Consider the following 21,443-nt stretch of genomic DNA (forward strand, 5'->3'; position numbering starts at 1 on the left):
GTCTCTACTAGTTTCCTGCAGTGCCTTGTGATGATCAGTCTCTCTTAGGTTATGAAAATATATACGATATTCCTGCAAACGTATTCCCTGTAGTCAATGACGCTGTCCGATAAATCGGATTAACAGCGTTGATTTTTTGTTTCTCAAAAACTTCTAACGCCAGCTATGACAACTAGCTCATAACGCTTGCTTCCTGGAAAGATCGTGATTTTCATTTAACCCAAGAAAGGAACCAAAATCATGACAAATACAGTAACACTGATCGGAAACAAGTCTCTAGAAGTAGATATTTACAATGAAGGAGAAAACCCCTTCGCAGTTTTATCTCTCGCTGAAAACAAACGGTATAGAGACGAGCAAGGCAACTGGCAAACCGTCGACCGGGCAACCTTCCACGATATTTTGCTCTTTGATGATAAGCTTATCAAGCAAGCCAACAATCTTAAAGTTGGCGCTCTCATTAAGGTTACAGGGAGTGTAATTTATCAAAAGAAGCAATTCTTCAAAGAAGATGGATCTCCAGTGTCTGTAAACCAGATGAGCATCAAAGCCCACAAAGTTGAGATGGGAACATTCAGTACTAGTAAGGCTTTAAATAAACACCAAGATAAGGAGGCTGCAAATGCATAAGTAAAAGACCACAATCCAGTAGTGTTTTGGGAAAAAGGAGCTGTAGGACTCCTTTTTCCTTTTTCTTTAAAAGTATGAAGTCATGGCCCCAGCTTATAACAAAAACTGCGAACGCGATGCTTTTTGTCAATGGGCTTGCCGCCGCTATAGCGGTCTCCCGAGAAGCCCATGACAAATTCCCAGATTTGTACGTAGGTCACTTCACGCCTTCAGCGCGAATAAAAGGTGACGCTACGACCGCTTGGTCAGAGGTTCATATATAAAAGTGGTAGTTAGTCCTTGCGTCTATGAATTTGAATCTCACTAATGAATACGTCTCCTTCGCCAGTGTCTTTCCCGCTTTTGCTTTCTTTCAACCATGCCAGTTTTCTTGTTCGAATGAATTTTTTTAAATGATTGAGGCCTCTGCCTTTGACAAGAACCTCATATTCAAAATCCAGAATTCGAAGGATCAGGCCTTCTTGATCATCAGGAACGAACTCTGACCATGGGGTTGGGGCATATGGAATGCCCAAGTCACGTCCGTTCCTGCATTCAATTTCGAGACAAAGGAGCTGATCGGCGTCTAGGTCGACACCATAGTATTTTCCTCCAGCGCCTTTTTGCTTTGAGATTGATGGGGAATCCCCAAGGTCAGGAAGTTCAGGCTTTGTCTGGTTCTCCTCCTTCGAGTGATGTTCTGAGTTCTTGTCTGTCATAGATAGATTTTAATTTCTCAGAAGCAGCAGCTGTGCGCTCCTGATAAAATGCTTTTATTCTGTGTTGTTGCTCTTCACGATCTCTTTGTAACTGCATAGCCTGTTTTTGCCGTTCGGCTTTCTGCTCAATTTCTTTAGCGCTTATTCTGTCACCTGATCTAGCGACAACTTCTCGGAGTGATTGCTTATTGTCAGTATAGACTTTCAAGTTATCCGTTCCCCTTGAAATGCTCACATAAAATTGCTTGTCATTGCCAGCAGCAAAGGATTTTGAACTTTGGCAGAGTAAAACTGTCTCAGAGTTCTTGCTTTGTGCACTATGTGAGGTCCTATAGGTGCCGTAGTTAAAATGCCCAGCATCTTTATGAAGGGTTTTGCCATTGGAAAGCTCAATATGGCCGTCTTGAGTAAAACCCTTGGCATCATAAACCTTACCATTATTAAGGTGTGTCCCTTCGATACTTTTGATGTTTTTGGTAATACGTATTCGATCCTCTTGAGCAAGTGGGATGGTTTGTTTGTTAAACAATTGAAAATGCTCAGCTTTTTCTAATGGGAGAGGCACCGGATGTATGTGCTCATTCCCTCGTACCAATACGTTGTTGTCCTTATCAAATCCCTCGATTTTAAGTTTTGTACCAGCTTTGAATCCACGTACATTCTGATGAAACTCTACGATTTGGCCTTCTTCGTAATTTGAGAAAATTTGACGTTCTGTATCGGTTAGTTGCTGATTGACTAAATGATCAAAAAGCTTGTCTTCCTGTCCCAATCGGTCCTGTTCCTTAAGCTTAGTTCTTATGGCCTTTGTGACGTCCCTGCCCTCACCGTGCGTTGGTGCCACTACAATGACATCATCGGGAGATTTGGCGCTCGCCTGAACATAGTCTTCTGCTATTAGATCATGGCGTTGACCAAGGTTTTCCTCCTCAACTATCAGACCTTGTTTATCCATTTGATCAAAGGCTTCTTTTACTTCAATTTCTCTGTGTTCAGATTTACCTAGGCCTATTCCCTTTGCAACTTTCTCTACTACCTGCTTATAAGCAGGGTTGTTTCTCTGTCGAACGATTTCCTCCACTCGTGTTACAGGCAATCCAGCCTGTTCCATGTGCATCATAGCGTCTCCTCTTTCAATGCTGGGATGCTGTTTCCAGTCTCCGCTTAGCACAATTTTGGAGACTTTCTCTTTCTCGGCTATATCCAGTAATTGGTGCATGGTCGGTGTTCCAATCATGCCAGCCTCATCGATAAGCATGACGTTCCCACGAAGTTTAGACTTAAGCTCAGGGGAGCTTAAGAGTTTGGCTATCGTCTCAGCATTGTCAAATCCTCTATCTCGAAGTTCACCTCTACTTGCATCAGCAGAAGTTGCAAAAGCATACATTTGTTTACCAACGCTTTTAATTGCCTTAGAGAGCTCGACAGCTAGGGTGGTCTTCCCAGTTCCTGCGTCACCACTAATCATGACAATCTTGTTTCGGCTCTTTAGGACATGTTGAACAGCTTCGCTTTGTCCTTCATTTAATAGTGAATTGGTAATCTCATGATCTTCTTTAAGGGGTAGGCTCTTGCCTAGATTGGACATAACCCGTTCTACCAGATAATCTTCCTCACGAATGACATCTTTTGTTGTTATATGTTTTATTGACCCTTCTGTTACATCAACAATATCATCTCGGTTTTTAAGTTCCTGATGGATTTCATTTGGGGGGATTATTCCAGAAGTGAGATCAATTGCAAAACCAAGGACTCTTTTTTCAGGTACTCCACTTTGACGTTCGAAGTAGTGACTGAGTGCAAGATCCACTGCTTTTTGCGCAGTCAGGTTTTCCCTTCCTTTGTCTCCGGATGTAGGGTTATTTCTTTTGAGGTTTTCTACTACTTCAAGCTCAATTGGAGATAGTCTTTTTCTCCATATTTCCGGTAAAACACTATCCTCCACGCTTTTGTGCTTTTCCTTTCTGGTAAGCCTACCGAGCTGAGATTTTGAGCGAGCTGACTTTATGCCGCGTGCCCGAGCTAGTTCTTCAATTTCAAGTGTTCTTCTACTAAACTTATCCCTAATGGCTTTAGTGATTTCATTCACTTCCCAGCGCTTCCCAGTCCCTTTTATTTCATATCCAATTTCCCGCATGCCCAATCCCAATTCACCATGGTAAAGTGCCTCATAGTATGGAGCTAGCTTTTTAACCGACCCAAATTCAACAGCCCTGAATCGATCCTCTTTGTCAAACCAAGTAGCATTAAGAACAGTCGCATGCGTATGGAGCTGCATGTCCGGAACAAACTCTTTTTTCCCGTTTGTCTTTTCACTCTCAAGTGGTCGAGTTGTTTGATGGATAAATTCTGCCCAAATCAGATTGCCAGTTGTTGGATAATGTTTTTGTTTTCCTTGCCCTGATTGTGTTTGGATATCTGCTTCAAGAGCAGCCATGGCACGCCTTACCGCTCGATTATGAATCTGAAGAATTTCATGGTCTCCGGTAAGAGCCAGAAGTATGCTTACTGATTTCGGAGCTGAGAAAGTACAGTCATAGAGGGGGCGTCTGTTGGGAGAATTTCGCGGGGTTAGTCTCTGGTTAGTATTAGGATTAATGTTATCGATGAGTCTCTCGAAGTCGGACTTTTTCACCTCTCCACTCAAGCCCAACATTGCTGCGGTTCTGCCATGCCATTTGCCAGGGATTTCAGCTTTCTCAGAATAGTAGTCTTCGACGGCGAGACTTTCGCGAAAGTATCGTTTTGCTTGTTCAGCATTCCTCGAAGCTTCTATCGATAACATAACTTTTAATGGTCACTTGTGGGTGCAATGCAAACGTAGCTTTTTTATACGTAGACATCTCGTCTTATGATGCTAAGACGTATAATTTAAAGGTAAGGTTTTTCTTATTCGTTTTTAGCATGATCTAGGGAAATTTTTGCGGCTTTCTTGGCTTACTTGCGTTGATGTTCACTATATTCCAAGACATAAAAATCAATGTTTAACTATTAAATTCTCAGTTTTGAAATCGTCAAAAAACTCAGTAAGGGATGTGTTAAATACTTCTCTGTTTCCTTGGCCTGGTCATTCATCAGATAAGTTCACTGTTCGTAATGCAGTCGAGGGAATTCAGATTTTCGGAGCCACCGGTTCTGGTAAGTCCTCTGGATCAGCGAAACGGATAGCACGATCTTATTTAGAGCATGGTTTTGGTGGGTTGGTTCTGTGCGCGAAACCTGATGAAAGAGAGGTTTGGGAGAAGTATATAAAAGAGGCCGGACGTGATCATGATAAGCTTGTTTTTGACAGTGAATCTGGCTTACAATTCAATCCGATACGTTACGAAATGGAACGAGATGGTGAAGGAGCTGGACAGACATTAAACCTGGTTGAGTTGATCATGGTTCTGTTCGAAATCAGCCGTAATTTTTCCGCTGGAGGTGGTGGATCGGGAAAGGACGAAAGGTTCTGGGATAACGCAGTTAAAAGGGCGATTGGAAGGGTTATTGATTTGCTTTACTTGGGTAATCAGGAGGTCACCATAGAAAATATGAGAAAGGTGATCTCTACGGCTCCTAATAGTACAGAGGCCAAACAAGTAGTTGAATTCGTTCAACAAACAAGGAATCCGGAAGAGCAAGAACATGTAATTGAAGAGGCCAACAATGCGCTAGAGCGTTGGAAAAGTCGCAGCTATTGCGTCCGATGTCTGCTAACAGCTTTAGATACTGAAGATTTTGATAAAGAAGAAAGGTCTCGGAATGATCTTGTTCAAAGCTATTTCTTTAGAGAATTTGCACGTCTCGCAGATCGTACAAAATCCATCGTTGAAGAGAGCTTTCTTGGTTTGGTTGAGTACTTCAATTCTGGATTATTGAAGGCTCATTTTTCGGGCCATGTTAGCCCTGAACTCTTCCCGGAACAGGCTTATCTCGAAAAGAAAATTATCATTTTAGACTTTCCAGTGAAAGAGCATTTACTAGCTGGAGTCCTAGCAGCAGGGATATACAAGTATCTGTTCCAACAGTCCATGGAGAGGCGCAAAATTGAAGATAATGGCAATCTTACACCGGTCTTTTTATGGGTAGATGAAAGCCAATTTTACCTATCTCAATATGATCAGCTTTTTGCAACGACAGCGAGATCCTCACTTACAAGCATTGTGTATTTGACGCAAAACATAAATAACTATTATGTAGCGATGGGTGATGATAATTCTGAAGCTAAAACCAAGTCATTGCTAGGTAATTTGACCACTAAAATCTATCATGCGAATTCAGATTTCGAAACAAATGAGTATGCCTCTAAGGCAATTGGAGAGCGCTTTAGGCAGATGACATCCATACAAAAACAATCATCGAACCCTGCTTCTCCAACGTTCTCTGAACAACTATTCCCACAAGTTTTAGCTGGAGATTTTACGACACTTCAGAAAGGGGGAAATCCTTCTAATGGCTATAAAACTGAAGCCATTATTACTCAAACGGGACATATGTGGTCAAATGATTTGAACTATCTAAAAGTGAAATTTAATCAGAGGGATTGATCGATTAGCTGTACTGAAGCTCAAGCTTCTCTGAAGGCCAAAGTATTTCGCTATTTCCAATCAGTCTTTGTTCAGGTATTTTATAGCCATTTCCATGCAATTCATAATAGGCATCTTTTAAATCATCCCAAATTAATACTTCGGAAGGATAAAGGTCGATCAGTCTCATTAAGACACGATGCTTTTCAATGTTATTGAATGGTTGTGGGGTCTGCACGTTATTTTCCATGCCTTGGCCGTCTGATTCCAAATAGATTGCAGCCATTTTTGGGTCCCATTCATTTAGGCTTAAAGCTTTCATATAGCGCAAATATTCGGCTAAGAACCCCGCTGGGAATCCGTTATTAAGCTTGTCATAAGCATGGAGCACGTTCCGATTAAATCTATCTACTAGTACAATCATTTGGTGGCCTATTTGGGCGCTTGGTTGAAAAAAGGGATAACAATATACGTAAATAATTACCCTTAAGGCTGAATAAAGTCAAGAATATCTTTAATTATTTCGTTGTACTCGTTCTCTGGATCGTTGTATTCCCGTGGTACAAATCCAACATTTTTGGCTTTACTAAACCGACTTGAAACGTTATTTGGGTTAAAAACGACCATACAGTGTTTGCAGTGTGCCATAGCCCACCCTAATTGAACCAAAGAAAAAGAGGCCTGATTTGTGCTATTCAATACCAGGATAAAGAACTTTGTTTTCTCCAGATACTTTAAGTTATCGTAGGATGCCAATTCTTCAGCTTCCATATCGTGTTTTCTAAGCCTAACTTCAAGGTCCTTTCCAAATTTGTTTTCTATATCGGAATATATTTTTTCGACAAATTCCTCGTGCTTCCTTTCCTCACCGCTTAGAGAAGTTTTAGGTGAGGCAATGAATAGTCTTGGGGGAAGAGGATCAAAAAATCGTTTTTCTGGACTATTAAATGGGTTTATATCATCAACCCAGTCTTGTAAGAGCTTAATATTACCTAAGGGCTCAGGAGTATTTATGTGATTGTCTTTAGAGAGGGACAAATACTCAATAATATTCTCATCAATTTGTTCGAAATCACCAAGATTTTCTACGTGAGATATGGCCAGGGGCGTAATCTGTTCTTGCAGTTGACGTTTTGAGCTAATGCGCTCGAAAAGTAATTTACCCGAATGAATAGAATGAGAGTCATACGTTGTATATGAACCAAAGAGAATTCTATCGCCTGCACCGAATTCTACTTTAAAATGTAGGTGCCTTTGCTTATCATCTTCGGACGGCCACCAAAGATCAAAAGAATATAGCTTGGGGTGTGCCAATTTAGCCCATTTTCCTGCATAATTTTTACTTACCTCATCCACCAAATTTTTGAGTTCAGCTTTATTATTATCGTAGGCTGTGAGTACTGTTCGAGCAATTTTAGGTATTTCTTTCTTTTGTCCCTTCTTTACAAAATGTAAGAAATATACGTACCAAACCAGCTTTTCACTTTCACTTGAAGACTTTATATCAGATGGGCTATTTGTTACGGTTTCATTAGCTTGGTCGAAGCTTTCTTTGGTGGTTTCAACTGCGGGAACCTTCTTTTCAGTTTCTTCGTAAGCCTCCTTATTACTAATATTATAATCTCTTTCTAGGCGTATACTTCCTTCGATATATAGGTCAGGTCTGTACGCATAGAGGGCTCTCAAATATTTTTCAAACTGTCTAATGTACTTGCGAAGGTGACGATCTTGTATTTCTGGATCTTTGTTCTGCGCTAGTCGTTGGATAAGTGGGGAGATCGTGTCTTTGTATATCTTACTGATGTTACTATAGCTTATACCTCCTCCCTCCATTTTATCGCCAATGGGATATTCTTTTTTAAAGTCCTCATTATCACCTAACCAATCATCCCATTTTAACTTTTTTGTATTGTCCAGACCAATTCCAACGGCTTTACCAAGCTGACAAATCCTGTCGAATAAGTCATTAGTACTTAAGTGGGTTTGATTGACGTATAAGAAAGGAATTTTCTCGTCTTTTCCCATATTTTCCTGAGTTGTCTTGGGTTTTCCTGTATTTTCCAGCGACGGAAATTCTACAATTTTCCTATGTTTTCCAAATAACTGGTTGTGAACCGGTGTTTTCTAGAGCTCGGTGATCAAATGCAGGACAGCGCTGGATACTGTTCATTCCTATGTAACTACCAGTCTTTGAGGCATATAAATCCTAGGTTTAAGCTCGATGTTCCACTAATAAACCCAGGATATTATGCAAGTAGAATCTTTATATAAGAAAGGAGAAAGGAGCCTACATGACACCGTTGCTGATATAATTGGTAATTGTTTAGGGGACTTTGGAGAATATGAGAAGGAGGCTAAAGGCCAAGTGCTTAGTAGTATTCATAAGTCCATTAATAATAGAGGTAGGCAAGCAAAATCACAGCTCAAAACAGAATTTGAGTTCCCGATCAATGATGTGATCAATAAGAGAAAATCTTTAGAGTTTCTATTAACTCTAACTGAAGATGAGCGCGTCAAGCAAGAGTTAGCTAGAACGAGTGTAGAAAAAACCAAGAAGCTGGCTCAGATCAACAAAGAGGCTAATGAAAAGATCATTCCGTTACGAAATGAATCCATTCAGCTAGGAAAAGAGGCTTCCAAGCTTGAAAGAGATGCAGGACGGATTGATTCAACAACTAAAGAACTAAGGAAAAAAGTAAAGAAACACCCAGCTCACAATAATAAGATATATATAGGAGGGCAGCTCCTATTAGGGTTTGGTGATGCCTTAGCGCTTTACATGACCTTGCAAGAAGCGGGGGCAGGAGATAACAAAACAATCATTTTCTTCCTGCCACTTTTTGCTTTTATAATGGCTGGTTTGGCCCATTTCTGGGGAGAGGCTATTCTAGAAAAGAACCGAGTAAGGAAATGGATTTTTGGCTCAATAAGTACACTTATCCTAGTCACTCTGGTCTTAACAAGACTACTTCATTTCAATCTGTAATTAATGTCTAACGCTTAAACAATAAGAAAATGCAATACGAATTATTAACTAATCTTTTTTTCGCGTTAGTGCCAATCGCACTTTTCGTGATAGGACTTTCTTGGGCGCTTAAGAGAGCGAATGCGGAAGAATCCCAAGAAATAGGAAAAATGGAAAAGGAATCTGAAAAAATGAAGTCTGATTCCAAGTCTCTTTATAAAGAGATGAATAAATGCAATAACGATGCGCAAACTCTTACTGAGAATTTGACAAATGATCGAAAAGATCTAGAGGACACATTTCTCAATTTGGCTACAAAGGCGGCAAGTCCGGTAACTATTAAAAGGAAGATAGGAGTTCTTAAGTGTGATGAAAAGTCACTGAAAAACTTTCTTACTACTTCTGTTGAGGAGATAGAACACCATAAAGAGTTAGCGTTGGAAGGTGCTACAAGGAATGCCCCTTTTCAATTCAATTCATCTAACAATGGAATTTCTAAGTCAATGGGTGCAGCAACTGTCATGCTGGCTATTCTGTTTGGGGGGTGTTCTTCAAATGGTTCCAATGATTCCAAGGAGGCTCAAGCAGAATTTGTCTATGAGATTGTCGATGGTGATGTAACAGGTTCTTTTGATGGAAGCATTCCAACAAGCATTACGCCAATTCTTATTTTACCTAGTGCGACACAAGTCAGCTTAGGTAAATACAAGATAAAAGGAACCGTTATTAATAATAGGCGAGTCCAAGAGAGCTTTACTGAATCAATTGATTATGCAGAAGGTTTTTGGGACAGAAAAGATAGAGATAGAATAATGGCGCAGAAGGCTTATCGAGCCAAAATTGATCAAGGATGGATTCAATTTTTAGACGGTGTTGATAAGAATCTGGGAGAGTCGTATATATTCCCGTCTATAAAGGTCAATTGCAATGAGCTTGCGAAAAGCGGAGCTCAAGTGAAACGGTTGCATTTGTATTCTGACATGCTGCCATCTTCGCCAGCTTTCGACATTGGAGATCATGTTCGAAATCCTCAGGTAATATTCAAAAATGGTAAGGCGGAGGAAATCATAAGGAAAATTGATGAACACTTCTATGAACACTCTTACGAGGATTGGTCTGGAATAACAATTATCGTTCACTACAATCCACCCAAAGAGAAAGATGAGTTATTCGCAGCTGCTATGCAGTTGATAAGGATATGGGTTGAAAGCCATAATGCGAGGTTGATTCATCAGGTAAGTTAAGCAAAGTGTACCATGTCCCAGTTAACTGAAAGGATAGATCGGTTCCCGCGTCACAGTGATTTGCTAATCATTATGCACGGCTGGTTGAATAAGGAGTTTTGGTCTGAGGTATACAAATCCATTGTGATGAAACACTACAGTGGCAGAGGGCCGTGGATGAAACTTTACATCGGTGTTGCAGGATTTATGGTTGACGTTGTTAGCCTGCCGAGCAGGCTAACAACACGTTTTTTCTTGGGGAAGCATTCGTATGGTTGGATTCTCTATATAAGTTGTGCGTTCCTTATCACTGTCATCAATTTAAAGAGTGACATTTACGCGGTTTGGGAGTTTGTTAAAGCCTTTGGGCTTACAATTTGGGGTGTGTTCTCTACTCAGGAAACAGATTGGGATTTTTTGAGCAACTTATGGATTCCAAGAAGTATGCCTATGGCTTACTTCCAGATCTGGTTTTATATCATTGGGTTAGCGCAATTAATCTTTTTGTACTTCCCTAAACTAAGGGATCAAAGCAATCCAAGATCACGAGGGCATTCAATTTTTCACCTGCTCTTGGCAAAGCAAATACCAGTTTTAAAGCGCGCGTTTTGGGAGGTAATTTATGAGCCGTGCCTGAATGCTGTGGCAGCATACTTACTCATTGTGTATTTCGACGAGCTAACGTTGGGGATATTCCTTGCCTTTTCCGCATTGTGTTCACTTGTGCCTAGCGCGCTCGATTACGGACAAAAAGAAGCAACACTATGAATAGGTACACTATACTTCTTTTTTCTATTGCGGCATTGCCTGTCGTCCTATATCTACTAAGGGTTGCGCGCCATGGGATACCTAGATTGAAATTATGGTGGTTGTGGTACAGGATCGCTGGCTGGTTTAGATCTAAAAAGGTCAATAAGGCTGAGCCACAACAGCATACAAAGAGGCCTAGAACCAGGGTGACACAAAAGTTCATGGAGAACTTTGAAGCTGTGTTTGGTGTGGGCGGCTCCTTTATTGATCATGATAAGCTGAATGTAAGATCAAAAGTATATGCGGAGCTGTATGATTTTATTGTGGACTCTGATGCTGATACATACAAGTCACTTTGGAGCCAGGTTTTGAAGATGATTCATCCCGACGGGGCAGCAAATAGCCCTTTTACTAGAGACGAACTAGATACGGTTTCACAATACTATTTAGATGTTTTTCCTAAAAAATAATTGACTATGAAAAATCTATCATTCGATAGCAGCTAGTGTACTTCTTGGCTGGTTGCAGAATTGGCAAGTATATCTTGGACATGTAACCCTACTAGGTAACCAAATCTTACCTGGGCCGCTCTTCTTGGGATTTCATGTTCCGGACAATCGCCGGCCATTTCGATTACTTGCTGATAACGATAGGTCATTGATCTGAGCATCTCTTCAGAGACTTGAACACCTGGGCCAGTAAGGCGGGAATTAAGCTCTTTAAAGTACTCTCTCAGTATTTCAGTTTCTGTATCCGATAGCTGTTTACCAATAGTCATCAATTGGCCTTTCTTAAAAAATTACATATCAAAAAGTATAACAAAATATTCAGATTATGGCAACGAATAATAACCATGAGATTTTCAAAGAACTAGATAGCTCATACAGCAAAGAGCTTGAGTCTAAAGAGTTTGAACTGAAAAAGGAGGTCCAAGAAGAACTAAGTAAAAAGAGGTTTGTTGGCACTCCAGACATGCAGCAAGAAGCCAGAGAGGCTGAGCTACATCGGTTGAATAACATTGCTCAAGAGAAGCTTATGGAGTTTGAAACAAAGCTTGAGCCGACCTTTTGGCAGGAGTTTGGAGGTAGCCGTGATGCTGCACTTAAACTTCTAGATCAGGAAAAGGCTAATCCTGAATTTAACAAGCAAAGCTCTGAGGCGAACAAGTATTCAGAGCCTGATAAGCTTGATGAAGCTAAGTCTGACTTCATCGATAATTGGCGGGATTCTGCTGAAGTGAATGAACCTAACATCGAAATCGATAGAGAAGATAGATAGTGCACTCGAAAACTTTCCCATGAACAAAACAATACAATTATGATTACTACAATATTACTCATCATAGGTGCTGTGTTATTACTTATGGCAGCCGTTGAATTTGGAATGGCTATTAATGCAATTTTGGCTTATCCAATTCGGGTGTTGACCAGAATTAAGCCAGGAGTAACAAAAACCAGTGTCATTACTTTCATAGCATGTGTTTTGATGCTGTTATTTATTAATTCTCCAAGTCCAATACTTTCTGACCTACAGTCTTTTGTTGAGACTGGTAAATGGAGTTTTTCATTTGAGTCTGGGTTTTGGGCATTTGTTGATAGATATTGGCAGCCATCATCAAACCAATTGACCGCTTTTACAATTGCGGTGGGGGCTGCTGGAGCTTTTCGAATTTTTTCTTCTTCTTTAGGATACTACGAAAAGCGTTACCCATTCTACGAGGGACAATCAATAGCATACTTTGTAATTGTGAAGTTCTTAAAAGTTGAAGATTCAGGCGGTTGGACACTAATCGAATTAACACCATTTATTGTTGGTGCTATCATTCATCTGAGCTTTGGTGATGGTGTTTTGGGAATCATATTACTGATGTCATTGATAGCCGTTGGATTTCAGTATTTCTTCGAATACATGGAGACGAGACAACAGTATAAAAAACAATCGAGGATTTATAAGCCTAAATCAATTCAATATGAACTCTTTGATTAATTATTACTGACGGTGCTAGAAGGTTCAGGAGAGGGCTAGTCACGGTCAATACCGATGTCCCTTTCTTGATCCTTGCTTTCTTTCCCAATCTCAGTTTCCGATTTTATTAATCCGCGCTCCTTATCTATTGCAAATTGATTGCCACCATCTTTCATACCCTGGATATAGTCGTTTGAATTCTTAACATTGTTAGGAACATTGAGGCCATCAAGAATTTCAGGCATGTGTTGCTTCAATGTATAACCTTGATTAAACCCTTTTTTATATTCTGCTGATACTTCTATTTCTTCCATGTCTTATCGTGGTTCTTGAGCATTGTCCTCTAAATATTGATCAATAGATTCGCTATCATACATGATGATCTTTTTACTTGGTTGTGAAAATCTAATACTTCCACCATCTCTTAAATTCTGAAGGGTAGTGGTTGACTTGATCCCCAACCTTCTCATGGCTTCAGCTCCATCAATCCACTTTTCGTTGGCAGTCTTGTTTTCATGCAGTCTTTCAACCACCTGCTCAACAAGAGAATAAAATGCTTCGGTTTCAATGCAGACAACTTCCATATATCAGGAATGCAAATTGTTAGTATTTATAAATATCATAATCATTAAGCAATTACGCTTTCTAAGGCCTCGTCCGCTTCTTTGTGAATAAAGTTGGCTTGATAATTTATTGTGGTTTTGAGATCTGAATGACGATAAAGTTTTTGCAACATGAGAGGATGTATTCGATCTCCAGCAATATTCCCAAAAGTATGACGCGCAATATGGTTAGATAAATTTTTATCTATACCACACAACTTGGCCAGTCTTTTCAAATACTTATTTAAAAGCCGCGAAGCATTTCTTGCCTTAACAAACATGTCTTGAGGATCGTTAATGTTCGCTTTGTTCATGTATGGAAATACAAAATCGCTCTTTTTAGTTTTTGCATTTCTGTAAAACTTCAATATCTCTTCAGCTTTCTCCGGAACCTTTAAAGAAACTGGTTTCTCATTTTTATTCATAACATAGAATAAGCGTCCGTCATTAAAGTCTCCCCAAATTAAATTCACTACGTCTGTTATTCTGATGCCTGCGAAATAGAACGCAACAAGCCACACATTCCGGGTATGCCAAAGCTGGGAACCTTCCTCAAACTCAATGCCTTCAATTACTTCAACCTCTTCTTTGGTCAGCCCAATTTTCAATCCGGAGCCTATCCGAATTTTTTCCTTCTCTCCTGCAAAAGGGTAGTACTTCTCCTCAACGATTCCTTCCTTAATGGCTTCACTAAACAGTGTCCTAATAAAGATTAGTTGATTGGTGATTGTTCTAGTTTTCATTCCAAGATAGGAGACACAGAAAGTTTTGAACTGGCTTAGGAAAGACTCATTGATGTCTTGAAAGTAAAGGCTCTTGTTTTGATTGAATACCTTAAGCTCATCAAGGAATGAATAGCCAGGTTTCCGTCCCTTGGAGATGCGTTCTTTCCTCCGTTCTTCGATAGCCTTGATTGCGGAAGCACGAGGTTGAGATTTCTTGTGATTAACAAACTCTTCAATGTTGCAGAGGATAGAACGTTCGGCTTTAGCTACGGAATATACTTGACTGTCATATTTACTTTTCACTCGTTGTGCCCCAAAATCAAAAAACGAAACAGTTCGGCCTTTTCTCGCCACCTTCTTCTTTATCTCTTTGCTTGAAGCAACTTCATTATTCTTCTCAACTTCGAGTGCAACATCAGTAGCTTCAGCGAGCTTCGCAAGTAGAAAATTGTTTAAACGCTTTGAGTTTGGATGTGATTTTTTAACTGTTGAGGTCTCGGCGTTCCAGTCTTTCTCAGCTATGTAGTAGCCAGTATAGATGTATTTAGGTTTTCGATCCTTGGTAATTCTTACAACAACAGGGCAGGTGTTGTCCTTTTTCTTCTTATATTTCCATAAAATAAGCTTGACAGAAGACATAATTCGAGCGTTTTAATGAATATAAAGATACGAAATAAAGAGGTAAAACAGGTAAAACATAGCCAAAACATTTGGTGGTTTAACCTGGTTTTATCTGGTCTTATTTGGGACATAATTTTTTCAAAAACGCCATTTAAGACCATACTAAGCATATCGCGGGGTGGAGCAGTTGGTAGCTCGTCGGGCTCATAACCCGAAGGTCACAGGTTCGAGTCCTGTCCCCGCTACTAAGACGGTTCTTTTAGAACTTTACAGACCCCTAAGGCAAATGATTATCAGAGCTTTAGGGGTTTTTTATTGTTTGCTAATGTACGTTAAAATTCGCATTTTTGTTATTAATATTTTTATTAATTCAAAATTAGCTGAAAAAGTACCCTTCCATAACGCCAGTTCACAATAGACTCAACTACCGATCCAAAAGCGGACTTTCACCTGTTTATTTGAGAATTTATTACCAAGGTAAGACAGATTATGTGCTTTTGGATAGGATTCCATCTATCCACAAGCGAGATTGGATTGGGGATCTTCAGCAAGATATTTATGTGCTAAACCCGGAAGTCAACAAAGTAATTAGAGAAATATTATTCTCAACACGAGACTGGGTGCAAAGTAAGGTGCTCCAGGGGCATTCAATTTCTGTTAAGGAAATTAAAGAGCACCTCCAAGGTGCTAAGACTAATGAAACTTTCAATGAGTTTGTTGATCGCTTTATTCGGAATATAAATAAGAGAAGAAGTGATTCAGAAAAATTGGCTTATCGGACGATCCAAACCTATCGGAGTTTTGAATTTTTGCTGAATGAGTTTAGGTCTTCGATCAGGTTTGACGAACTAACTCCATCCTTCGCTTATGATTTCGAACGGTTTTTGGCTATTGATAAAAATCAGAGAGGAGTGACTCGCTCAAAAAACTTTCATAAGTTCAAAATCTGCTATAGAGCTGCAAAAAAAGAAGGGTATGTTCTATTGGATGATAAGATCATGTTTGATGATATCAAAATCAAAGAGGAAAAGAGTCGACGTGTCTCATTAACTCAATCTGAGCTACGAACGCTTAGGGATACGGCATTACCTGATCAGCGTGACGAATATTTCAAGAATGTCTTCTTTTTTGCGTGTATGACTGGTCTCTACTATTCGGATATTAGGCAACTCACTCATGCCAATATAGAGGAAGTTGAGATAGAGGATAAACATGGCAAGAAAAGCGTAAGCTATATAACTGGACTGAGATCTAAGAATGAGGAAGAGTTTGTGATCCCGATTTTTCCGGATACCGAAAAAATACTACTGGAGTATACCTCCTGGAAAGGAGAAAATGGAAAAGAGATTCTTTTTGATTCCTTAATTTCTGATCAGAAGTTTAATGCAAAACTTAAATCAATCGCCTCGCAGCTGGGGATAGATAAGCGGCTGAGCGCAAAAGTTGCTCGTCACACGTTCGCTGAGTTGATGATTTCTATGGGTGTTCCAGTTAAAAAGGTGGGGCGTGCTTTGGGCCATCAGCTTTCTTCCACTACGGAAGTTTACGGCCGACAAAGCAAAGCCAGCGCAATTAGAGGGTGGATTGATTTTAAACTTTGAAATGGATTTAAGAAAAAAAATATATTCCTATACCAATAGCCTAAAAAAAAAGAGAGGTAAGAAAAAACCACATATTCAATTTGATAAATATGAGTTGAAGGAATTTACCGCTGAAAATATAGTTTCAGCTATTTATAATTATTTTCTGTATATCAAGAACACGTCTTTCGAAGATTATTCACGTGCATGGATTGAATATTTAAAACTCCTTGATATTAGAGATGTTAAAACTCCCAGATCTTTAGAGAGTAGGGCAAATCGCATTATCCATTCATCCACATTCTGGCAATCGTCAGTTACCAATCGCGTAATCAATAACAAGTCTCTTTTGATGGTTAACACCTACGATCCGCTGAGATTGAGTATTGGTTTTTATTTTGATAAACAGGGCCCCGATCTAACTTCACTGCATACAGAATGGGTTACGGAATGGCAATTGAAATATTCTGATCCTGATGTTGGTGATCCCGATGGGGTATTTAGATATCATTTACCCACTCTTCCAGGAGAAGATATAATAGAGATTGGCCTTGATTCAGCTACTTTATTTAGTGTTCTAGAAAGAGCAGAAAAGCTACTTGAAGAAAAAAAACAGGTAATATTATTACCCTTGAGTAAGGTACTAAGAAATCAAAATGACATAATCAGGATATTATTGGTTTTAGTGAATCTTAAAATTATAGATGCTAAGCTTTCACTGATTTCAAATCGGAAAAAAATAAACTACGTTATTCATTGGTTGTCAGAGAATAATTTTTTTACCGAGGGTGTAACTTATGTATCTCTAGAAGAAGCATGGAAGAAAACGATTGAAGGTTATAAAATGGAATCTCCGAAGGGGTTAGGATATACCCCTAAGTTCAATGAAGAATTATCTTATACTTTAGAGACAGTTCTTGGGGAAAAAAAAGATAAAATTTGATCTAAAACCATCTTTATGCTCTTGGTTTTTTCCCTTCTACATAAAAGGTCGTTTTGATCCTGCTTTTCTAACAATTTTCCTAGCTATTGACAATCAATCCAAATTTGATATCTCGTAAGCTTGAAGTAAAGTTTTAAGAAACTAAAATTTCAAGAATATGGAATCACAAACATACATAAGTGTACCGAAGGACACTTTCGACAGGCTCGAAAGAGACCTGTCAGAAATAAAAAGCTTAGTCAGAGCAAAGGTTGAGGTCACTCAGAAGTCTCATTACAGCACCTTCGAAACCATGGATCGGCTGCAAATCGGCAGGACAAAACTCAATGATCTGATGAGTACTGGTCATTTGGAGCGTGTCAAGCGCGGACGCAGAGTGTACATCACCAGGGAATCAATTGAGCGGTACCTAGCAACCCCCACCAAATAGAAACGCCAGTCTCAAATGAGATCGGCGTTTTTGTAATGTTTTCACGCTTGGTATTCCCGCACCACGCACTTAAACAATTGGACACCATGAAAATAAGCATTTTTAGCCACATTCCCAGTAAACGTGCCAAAATATTGGACTACTACCACCACACCCGTGCCACTGGTGCGCGCATCTCCAAGGAGGGAGAGAGACCATGAGTCTTCATACTTATTTTTTTAAGCACAGCTGCTCATTACGAGATGATCCAGATTGCCTTTCTATAATAAAAAGATATGGAGCAGAAGGATATGGTATTGCATTGATATTAATAGAATACCTGGGGAACCGTCCTGGCAATAAGGCCCCGCTTAAATCAGTTTCTTCATTAGCCAAGATGTATTCATTTAAGACGATTGTGGCGAAAAATATAATAGAGAAGTACGACTTGTTTCAGAATGAGGATGAGGGAGAGTCGTTCTTTTCTCCATATCTGCGAGAACAGATGATTGAAAGGGAACAATTTAGAAAATGGGGTAAAGAAGGAGGCAGAAAATCGGCTGAAATTAGACAGAGAAATTTAGAAAGGAAGGGGGGGTTAACCCAGGCTTCTAGGGAGGGTCAACCATTAGAGAAGAAAGAGAATGATAGTAAAGAAGAAGAGAGGAAAGGAGAAAAACTAATTCCTCCCTCCCTTGAAAAGGTGATTGATTACTTTTTGGAAAATGGATATGAGAGATCTGCCGCCATTAAATTTTTTGAAGCATACAACTGGGCGGAAAAAAAAGATACTAAAGGCAACGTGATAAAAGACTGGAAAAAGAAGGCTCAAAAAATTTGGTTTACAGATGATCACAAAATAAAAAATAAGCAGAGTCCGGGATCTGGAATTAGAATTCATCAAGGGTTTAAACCATCAAACTAATGACGAAGAAAAAAGAAAAATCAACCGACCGGAGAGAAACCGCCCTTTCCAAACACTTGGGAAAACTACCACCGCAAGCGGTTGAAATAGAAGAAACCGTTTTAGGGGCTTTAATGCTTGAACGTGATCGTATTAATCATGTTCTGGGTTTCCTTCAGCCGGAAGATTTCTACAAAGACGCGCATCAAAACATTTTTAAATCCATCATTAATCTGTTTTCAAAAGATGAACCGGTAGATATAAAAACCGTAACCCATGAACTGAGAGAGGCGGGGACTTTAGAAGTGGTTGGTGGGGCACACTATGTAGCCGGGTTAACTACCAAAGTAAACAGTGCCGCCAACATTCAATCTCATTCCAAAATAGTCAAAGAGCAAGCCCTTAAACGGGCACTTATTAGTTTATCATCCGAAATTCAGCATGACGCTTACGAAGATACCGAAGATGTATTTGAACTAATCGAGCGTGTGGATCTTGCCTTATACAAATTATCAGCCACACTCAGTAGTAGTGATTTCGTTCACCTGGGGTCATTGGATATTGTAAACCAGCTTGTAGACCAGATTACCAGCGCAAAAGAAGCCTACGAAAACAATGATTTGGTAGGGGTGCCTTGTGGTTTTACCGCTATCGACCGTATCACCGGAGGTTTTAGACCTTCCGAACTCATTATTATAGCCGCCCGCCCTGCTATGGGTAAAAGTGCTATGGTAGCCAGCATTATGAAAAATTGCGGAGAGTTTAAGAAATCCGTTGCGATGTTTTCCCTGGAAATGAACTGGACTGAAGTAGGCGTTCGGATGATAGCTATGCAAAGCGAAGTGATGCTGGAAAACCTACGAAATGGTAAAATAAGTGAGCACCAACTAAACCAGGTGATTACCAAATCAGACCACTTAGTAGGCAAACCCATCTATATCGACGACAGCCCCGCACTCACCATCTTTCAGATGCGAACCAAGGCCAGGCTGCTAAAAAAGAGACACAATATCGAACTGCTAATTGTTGATTACATGCAGTTGGCTGAGGGATATAAAGAAGGGAACCGCGAACAGGAAATTTCCAGTATCTCGCGTGGACTGAAGCAAATTGCCAAAGAGCTAGATATACCCGTTATAGCCCTATCACAACTATCACGCGCGGTAGAAACCCGTGGTGGAGATAAACGGCCCATGTTAAGTGACTTACGCGAATCAGGAGCCATCGAGCAGGATGCCGATATGGTCATGTTCCTATACCGACCGGAATACTACGGACTGGAGCAGACAGAAGATGGACAACCTACGGCGGGATTAGGCGAAGTGATTATAGCCAAGCACCGAAACGGACGAATAGGCAGTGCGTGGTTGCAATTCTTAGGCAAGTTCACCAAATGGCAGGACGCACCGCCAAGTGATTGGAACACCAACGAACCATTGGTAGCAAGAGATCTACCCGACAATACTGACTTCACTATCACACTACCATCAAATAACAACGATAAAAAAGATCAACAAACCTTTGAGAGAGAGTCAGCAAAAGGAAATGATCAAAGAAAAAATTAAAAAGAATGAGTTTACCAGAACACGACCCATATGATATTCCACTTTCTGCTTTGAAAACCAAAACGAAAAGAGAATTAGCGGAAGAATATGATGTGTCTGATACTACACTACGTAAGATGATTAGTGAAGTGCCCGGCCTGAGGGAAGAGGTAGGACGCAATAGGAATATGTATCCAGCTCAGCTGAGAAGGTTTTACGAATTTCATGGATACCCGCATGGGAGAAAAGAATAGGGTTACATTTTTTCCCTATTTTTTTTGGGTCCTAGTCCTAAATGTTTCCAACCTATCCGAGCCAAACCTTTCTAATCCGAACTAATCAGAACAGCCGTCTTCGACACCCCAAAACACCTCCGTATAAGTTCTGGAAATCAAAAATTATTAACAATGAACACAGAAGATTTTAATGAAGTGATAAGCCTGCACAATGAAGGTTACTCTCCAGAAGAAATTGCGGAATCAACAGGCAAGAGTAGAGCAACTATTTACAGGTCTTTGGAGCAGCACAAAGCCAGTTTGCACCTTGCCGGGATCCCGGAAGTTGACAATGAAGAAGAAAATTTTGAAGAGTATGAGGAGCCGACCGCAGTGGGGCACGGACTTTCCGGGCTTGAAAAAGCCAATGAACTGAAGGAAAGAGAACTCAAAACTTTGGACCAAAAAGCTAAGGTTGAATCTGAGAAAATAAAAAGAGCAACGCTCAAAGAATTTAAGCGTGTTATCGCTGGGATTAGAGAGTATGCCCAAGGGTTCAAATGGAAGCACGATGATGTGGTTGAGACACGCGATAAACTTGAGAATGTAATTGAACAAGCTCATGAGGCCCTGGCATTTGATGATGAAGTAATAGAGGAAAACTCGATAGTAGAAATTCTCAACATTCTCAAAGAAGAGTTTTCGCAACTGGTTGAATCAGGGAGTAGCTTCTCCTTCACCTTCAATCTAGCACCATATAAAGTTGACCTTTTGGAATTTGCTTTATCAATAGAATCGCTCGACAATACCGAGTTTGATCCTGAGGATTATGTCCGTCAGGGGGTATGGCAGAGATTCCTAGACATAATTGACACGCTGAAAGAGCACGCAGGAACTTCCATTGGAAGTGAAGAAGTAGTTGTGATATCCAAGGAAGTTGAAGGCTTTAAATCAGTGGTGGATGAACTGCCCACCGGTCTAAAAGGTGAGTTTGACTCTGATTTGGATGTGCTTGATTCGGTTTCAGAGTATTTGAAGGAACTAGCTATTCGGATCGATGAAAGTATCTGGGGTTCTAAACGGTTCCTATTGCCAGAGGAAATTACTGAGAAGATCAATGATCTTATAGAAAATGAAGTGGAACCAGAAAATGCATAGTGA

General features: G+C 40.0%; 22 protein-coding genes and 1 tRNA gene. 16 read left to right on the top strand and 7 right to left on the bottom strand.

Going from position 1 to position 21,443, the window contains the following annotated elements; genetic code table 11:
• Positions 1 to 240 precede the first annotated feature (240 nt).
• Entirely contained in the window at positions 241 to 630 is a 390-nt protein-coding gene (locus RIC88_RS12115) for a single-stranded DNA-binding protein (protein WP_350217795.1), read from the top strand.
• A gap of 272 nt (positions 631 to 902) precedes the next feature.
• Here RIC88_RS12115 and RIC88_RS12120 read toward each other — a convergent pair whose 3' ends face one another.
• Positions 903 to 1,328, bottom strand: coding sequence for a hypothetical protein (locus RIC88_RS12120; protein WP_350217796.1), 426 nt, complete (start codon positions 1,326 to 1,328; stop codon positions 903 to 905).
• A complete protein-coding gene (gene mobF / locus RIC88_RS12125) occupies positions 1,273 to 4,113 on the bottom strand; it encodes a MobF family relaxase (protein ID WP_350217797.1) in 2,841 nt (946 codons plus the stop codon). The genes RIC88_RS12120 and mobF overlap by 56 nt, the downstream gene beginning before the upstream one ends.
• Positions 4,114 to 4,333: 220 nt before the next feature.
• On the opposite strand from mobF, the gene RIC88_RS12130 reads away from it, so the two are divergent.
• On the top strand, positions 4,334 to 5,857 hold the full coding sequence (locus RIC88_RS12130; protein ID WP_350217798.1) for a type IV secretory system conjugative DNA transfer family protein: 1,524 nt from the start codon (positions 4,334 to 4,336) through the stop codon (positions 5,855 to 5,857).
• 4 nt (positions 5,858 to 5,861) lie between these two features.
• On the opposite strand, the gene RIC88_RS12135 is transcribed toward RIC88_RS12130, so the two are convergent.
• Both RIC88_RS12135 and RIC88_RS12140 read right to left on the bottom strand, forming a co-directional pair.
• Positions 5,862 to 6,260 (bottom strand): hypothetical protein, encoded by a 399-nt coding sequence (locus tag RIC88_RS12135; RefSeq protein WP_350217799.1) that lies wholly within the window; start codon positions 6,258 to 6,260, stop codon positions 5,862 to 5,864.
• A 62-nt stretch (positions 6,261 to 6,322) separates the two neighbouring features.
• Complete coding sequence (locus RIC88_RS12140; protein WP_350217800.1) at positions 6,323 to 7,861, bottom strand: hypothetical protein; 1,539 nt, start codon at positions 7,859 to 7,861, stop codon at positions 6,323 to 6,325.
• Between the two features lie 223 nt (positions 7,862 to 8,084).
• Between RIC88_RS12140 and RIC88_RS12145 the strand changes: the two genes are divergently transcribed.
• The 6 genes from RIC88_RS12145 to RIC88_RS12170 all read left to right on the top strand — a co-directional run bounded on the left by RIC88_RS12145 (position 8,085) and on the right by RIC88_RS12170 (position 12,760).
• Complete coding sequence (locus RIC88_RS12145; protein WP_350217801.1) at positions 8,085 to 8,822, top strand: hypothetical protein; 738 nt, start codon at positions 8,085 to 8,087, stop codon at positions 8,820 to 8,822.
• A 29-nt stretch (positions 8,823 to 8,851) separates the two neighbouring features.
• Positions 8,852 to 10,045 (top strand): hypothetical protein, encoded by a 1,194-nt coding sequence (locus RIC88_RS12150; protein WP_350217802.1) that lies wholly within the window; start codon positions 8,852 to 8,854, stop codon positions 10,043 to 10,045.
• A gap of 12 nt (positions 10,046 to 10,057) precedes the next feature.
• Positions 10,058 to 10,792, top strand: a complete 735-nt coding sequence (locus RIC88_RS12155) for a hypothetical protein (protein WP_350217803.1) — start codon at positions 10,058 to 10,060, stop codon at positions 10,790 to 10,792.
• The gene (locus RIC88_RS12160) at positions 10,789 to 11,244 is read left to right on the top strand and encodes a hypothetical protein (protein ID WP_350217804.1); all 456 of its coding nucleotides are present in this window, start codon (positions 10,789 to 10,791) and stop codon (positions 11,242 to 11,244) included. Before RIC88_RS12155 ends, RIC88_RS12160 begins: the two co-directional genes overlap by 4 nt.
• Before the next feature lie 364 nt (positions 11,245 to 11,608).
• Positions 11,609 to 12,052: a hypothetical protein gene (locus tag RIC88_RS12165; RefSeq protein WP_350217805.1), complete on the top strand. Its 444-nt coding sequence runs from the start codon at positions 11,609 to 11,611 to the stop codon at positions 12,050 to 12,052.
• Between the two features lie 39 nt (positions 12,053 to 12,091).
• A complete protein-coding gene (locus tag RIC88_RS12170) occupies positions 12,092 to 12,760 on the top strand; it encodes a hypothetical protein (protein WP_350217806.1) in 669 nt (222 codons plus the stop codon).
• 35 nt (positions 12,761 to 12,795) lie between these two features.
• Here the strand turns inward: RIC88_RS12170 and RIC88_RS12175 are convergent, their stop codons facing one another.
• From RIC88_RS12175 to RIC88_RS12185, 3 genes are read right to left on the bottom strand one after another with little or no spacing between them, the layout of a single operon-like run.
• The gene (locus RIC88_RS12175; protein WP_350217807.1) at positions 12,796 to 13,053 is read right to left on the bottom strand and encodes a hypothetical protein; all 258 of its coding nucleotides are present in this window, start codon (positions 13,051 to 13,053) and stop codon (positions 12,796 to 12,798) included.
• A gap of 3 nt (positions 13,054 to 13,056) precedes the next feature.
• The gene (locus RIC88_RS12180; protein ID WP_350217808.1) at positions 13,057 to 13,323 is read right to left on the bottom strand and encodes a DNA-binding protein; all 267 of its coding nucleotides are present in this window, start codon (positions 13,321 to 13,323) and stop codon (positions 13,057 to 13,059) included.
• A 44-nt stretch (positions 13,324 to 13,367) separates the two neighbouring features.
• The gene (locus tag RIC88_RS12185; RefSeq protein WP_350217809.1) at positions 13,368 to 14,705 is read right to left on the bottom strand and encodes a phage integrase SAM-like domain-containing protein; all 1,338 of its coding nucleotides are present in this window, start codon (positions 14,703 to 14,705) and stop codon (positions 13,368 to 13,370) included.
• A gap of 154 nt (positions 14,706 to 14,859) precedes the next feature.
• Between RIC88_RS12185 and RIC88_RS12190 the strand changes: the two genes are divergently transcribed.
• The 8 genes from RIC88_RS12190 to RIC88_RS12225 all read left to right on the top strand — a co-directional run bounded on the left by RIC88_RS12190 (position 14,860) and on the right by RIC88_RS12225 (position 21,440).
• Positions 14,860 to 14,932 (top strand) — tRNA-Met (locus RIC88_RS12190).
• A gap of 213 nt (positions 14,933 to 15,145) precedes the next feature.
• A complete protein-coding gene (locus tag RIC88_RS12195) occupies positions 15,146 to 16,288 on the top strand; it encodes a tyrosine-type recombinase/integrase (protein ID WP_350217810.1) in 1,143 nt (380 codons plus the stop codon).
• A gap of 1 nt (position 16,289) precedes the next feature.
• On the top strand, positions 16,290 to 17,210 hold the full coding sequence (locus RIC88_RS12200) for a hypothetical protein (protein ID WP_350217811.1): 921 nt from the start codon (positions 16,290 to 16,292) through the stop codon (positions 17,208 to 17,210).
• Positions 17,211 to 17,367: 157 nt separating this feature from the next.
• Complete coding sequence (locus RIC88_RS12205; protein ID WP_350217812.1) at positions 17,368 to 17,640, top strand: helix-turn-helix domain-containing protein; 273 nt, start codon at positions 17,368 to 17,370, stop codon at positions 17,638 to 17,640.
• Positions 17,641 to 17,836: 196 nt separating this feature from the next.
• Positions 17,837 to 18,544 (top strand): Lin1244/Lin1753 domain-containing protein, encoded by a 708-nt coding sequence (locus RIC88_RS12210; protein ID WP_350217813.1) that lies wholly within the window; start codon positions 17,837 to 17,839, stop codon positions 18,542 to 18,544.
• Positions 18,544 to 20,088, top strand: coding sequence for a replicative DNA helicase (gene dnaB, locus RIC88_RS12215; protein ID WP_350217814.1), 1,545 nt, complete (start codon positions 18,544 to 18,546; stop codon positions 20,086 to 20,088). Before RIC88_RS12210 ends, dnaB begins: the two co-directional genes overlap by 1 nt.
• A 5-nt stretch (positions 20,089 to 20,093) precedes the next feature.
• On the top strand, positions 20,094 to 20,321 hold the full coding sequence (locus tag RIC88_RS12220) for a hypothetical protein (RefSeq protein ID WP_350217815.1): 228 nt from the start codon (positions 20,094 to 20,096) through the stop codon (positions 20,319 to 20,321).
• A gap of 153 nt (positions 20,322 to 20,474) precedes the next feature.
• Positions 20,475 to 21,440, top strand: a complete 966-nt coding sequence (locus RIC88_RS12225) for a helix-turn-helix domain-containing protein (RefSeq protein ID WP_350217816.1) — start codon at positions 20,475 to 20,477, stop codon at positions 21,438 to 21,440.
• Positions 21,441 to 21,443: the final 3 nt, after the last annotated feature.

The sequence above is a fragment of the Ekhidna sp. genome, assembly GCF_040220215.1.
In the GTDB taxonomy this organism is placed as follows: Bacteria; Bacteroidota; Bacteroidia; order Cytophagales; family Cyclobacteriaceae; genus Ekhidna.

Coding starts and splice junctions, on each gene's coding strand:
- RIC88_RS12115 (WP_350217795.1), top strand. CDS start 241: ATGACAAATACAGTAACACTGATCGGAAACAAGTCTCTAGAAGTAGAT.
- RIC88_RS12120 (WP_350217796.1), bottom strand. CDS start 1,328: ATGACAGACAAGAACTCAGAACATCACTCGAAGGAGGAGAACCAGACA.
- mobF (WP_350217797.1), bottom strand. CDS start 4,113: ATGTTATCGATAGAAGCTTCGAGGAATGCTGAACAAGCAAAACGATAC.
- RIC88_RS12135 (WP_350217799.1), bottom strand. CDS start 6,260: ATGATTGTACTAGTAGATAGATTTAATCGGAACGTGCTCCATGCTTAT.
- RIC88_RS12140 (WP_350217800.1), bottom strand. CDS start 7,861: ATGGGAAAAGACGAGAAAATTCCTTTCTTATACGTCAATCAAACCCAC.
- RIC88_RS12145 (WP_350217801.1), top strand. CDS start 8,085: ATGCAAGTAGAATCTTTATATAAGAAAGGAGAAAGGAGCCTACATGAC.
- RIC88_RS12150 (WP_350217802.1), top strand. CDS start 8,852: ATGCAATACGAATTATTAACTAATCTTTTTTTCGCGTTAGTGCCAATC.
- RIC88_RS12155 (WP_350217803.1), top strand. CDS start 10,058: ATGTCCCAGTTAACTGAAAGGATAGATCGGTTCCCGCGTCACAGTGAT.
- RIC88_RS12160 (WP_350217804.1), top strand. CDS start 10,789: ATGAATAGGTACACTATACTTCTTTTTTCTATTGCGGCATTGCCTGTC.
- RIC88_RS12165 (WP_350217805.1), top strand. CDS start 11,609: ATGGCAACGAATAATAACCATGAGATTTTCAAAGAACTAGATAGCTCA.
- RIC88_RS12170 (WP_350217806.1), top strand. CDS start 12,092: ATGATTACTACAATATTACTCATCATAGGTGCTGTGTTATTACTTATG.
- RIC88_RS12175 (WP_350217807.1), bottom strand. CDS start 13,053: ATGGAAGAAATAGAAGTATCAGCAGAATATAAAAAAGGGTTTAATCAA.
- RIC88_RS12180 (WP_350217808.1), bottom strand. CDS start 13,323: ATGGAAGTTGTCTGCATTGAAACCGAAGCATTTTATTCTCTTGTTGAG.
- RIC88_RS12185 (WP_350217809.1), bottom strand. CDS start 14,705: ATGTCTTCTGTCAAGCTTATTTTATGGAAATATAAGAAGAAAAAGGAC.
- RIC88_RS12200 (WP_350217811.1), top strand. CDS start 16,290: ATGGATTTAAGAAAAAAAATATATTCCTATACCAATAGCCTAAAAAAA.
- RIC88_RS12205 (WP_350217812.1), top strand. CDS start 17,368: ATGGAATCACAAACATACATAAGTGTACCGAAGGACACTTTCGACAGG.
- RIC88_RS12210 (WP_350217813.1), top strand. CDS start 17,837: ATGAGTCTTCATACTTATTTTTTTAAGCACAGCTGCTCATTACGAGAT.
- dnaB (WP_350217814.1), top strand. CDS start 18,544: ATGACGAAGAAAAAAGAAAAATCAACCGACCGGAGAGAAACCGCCCTT.
- RIC88_RS12220 (WP_350217815.1), top strand. CDS start 20,094: ATGAGTTTACCAGAACACGACCCATATGATATTCCACTTTCTGCTTTG.
- RIC88_RS12225 (WP_350217816.1), top strand. CDS start 20,475: ATGAACACAGAAGATTTTAATGAAGTGATAAGCCTGCACAATGAAGGT.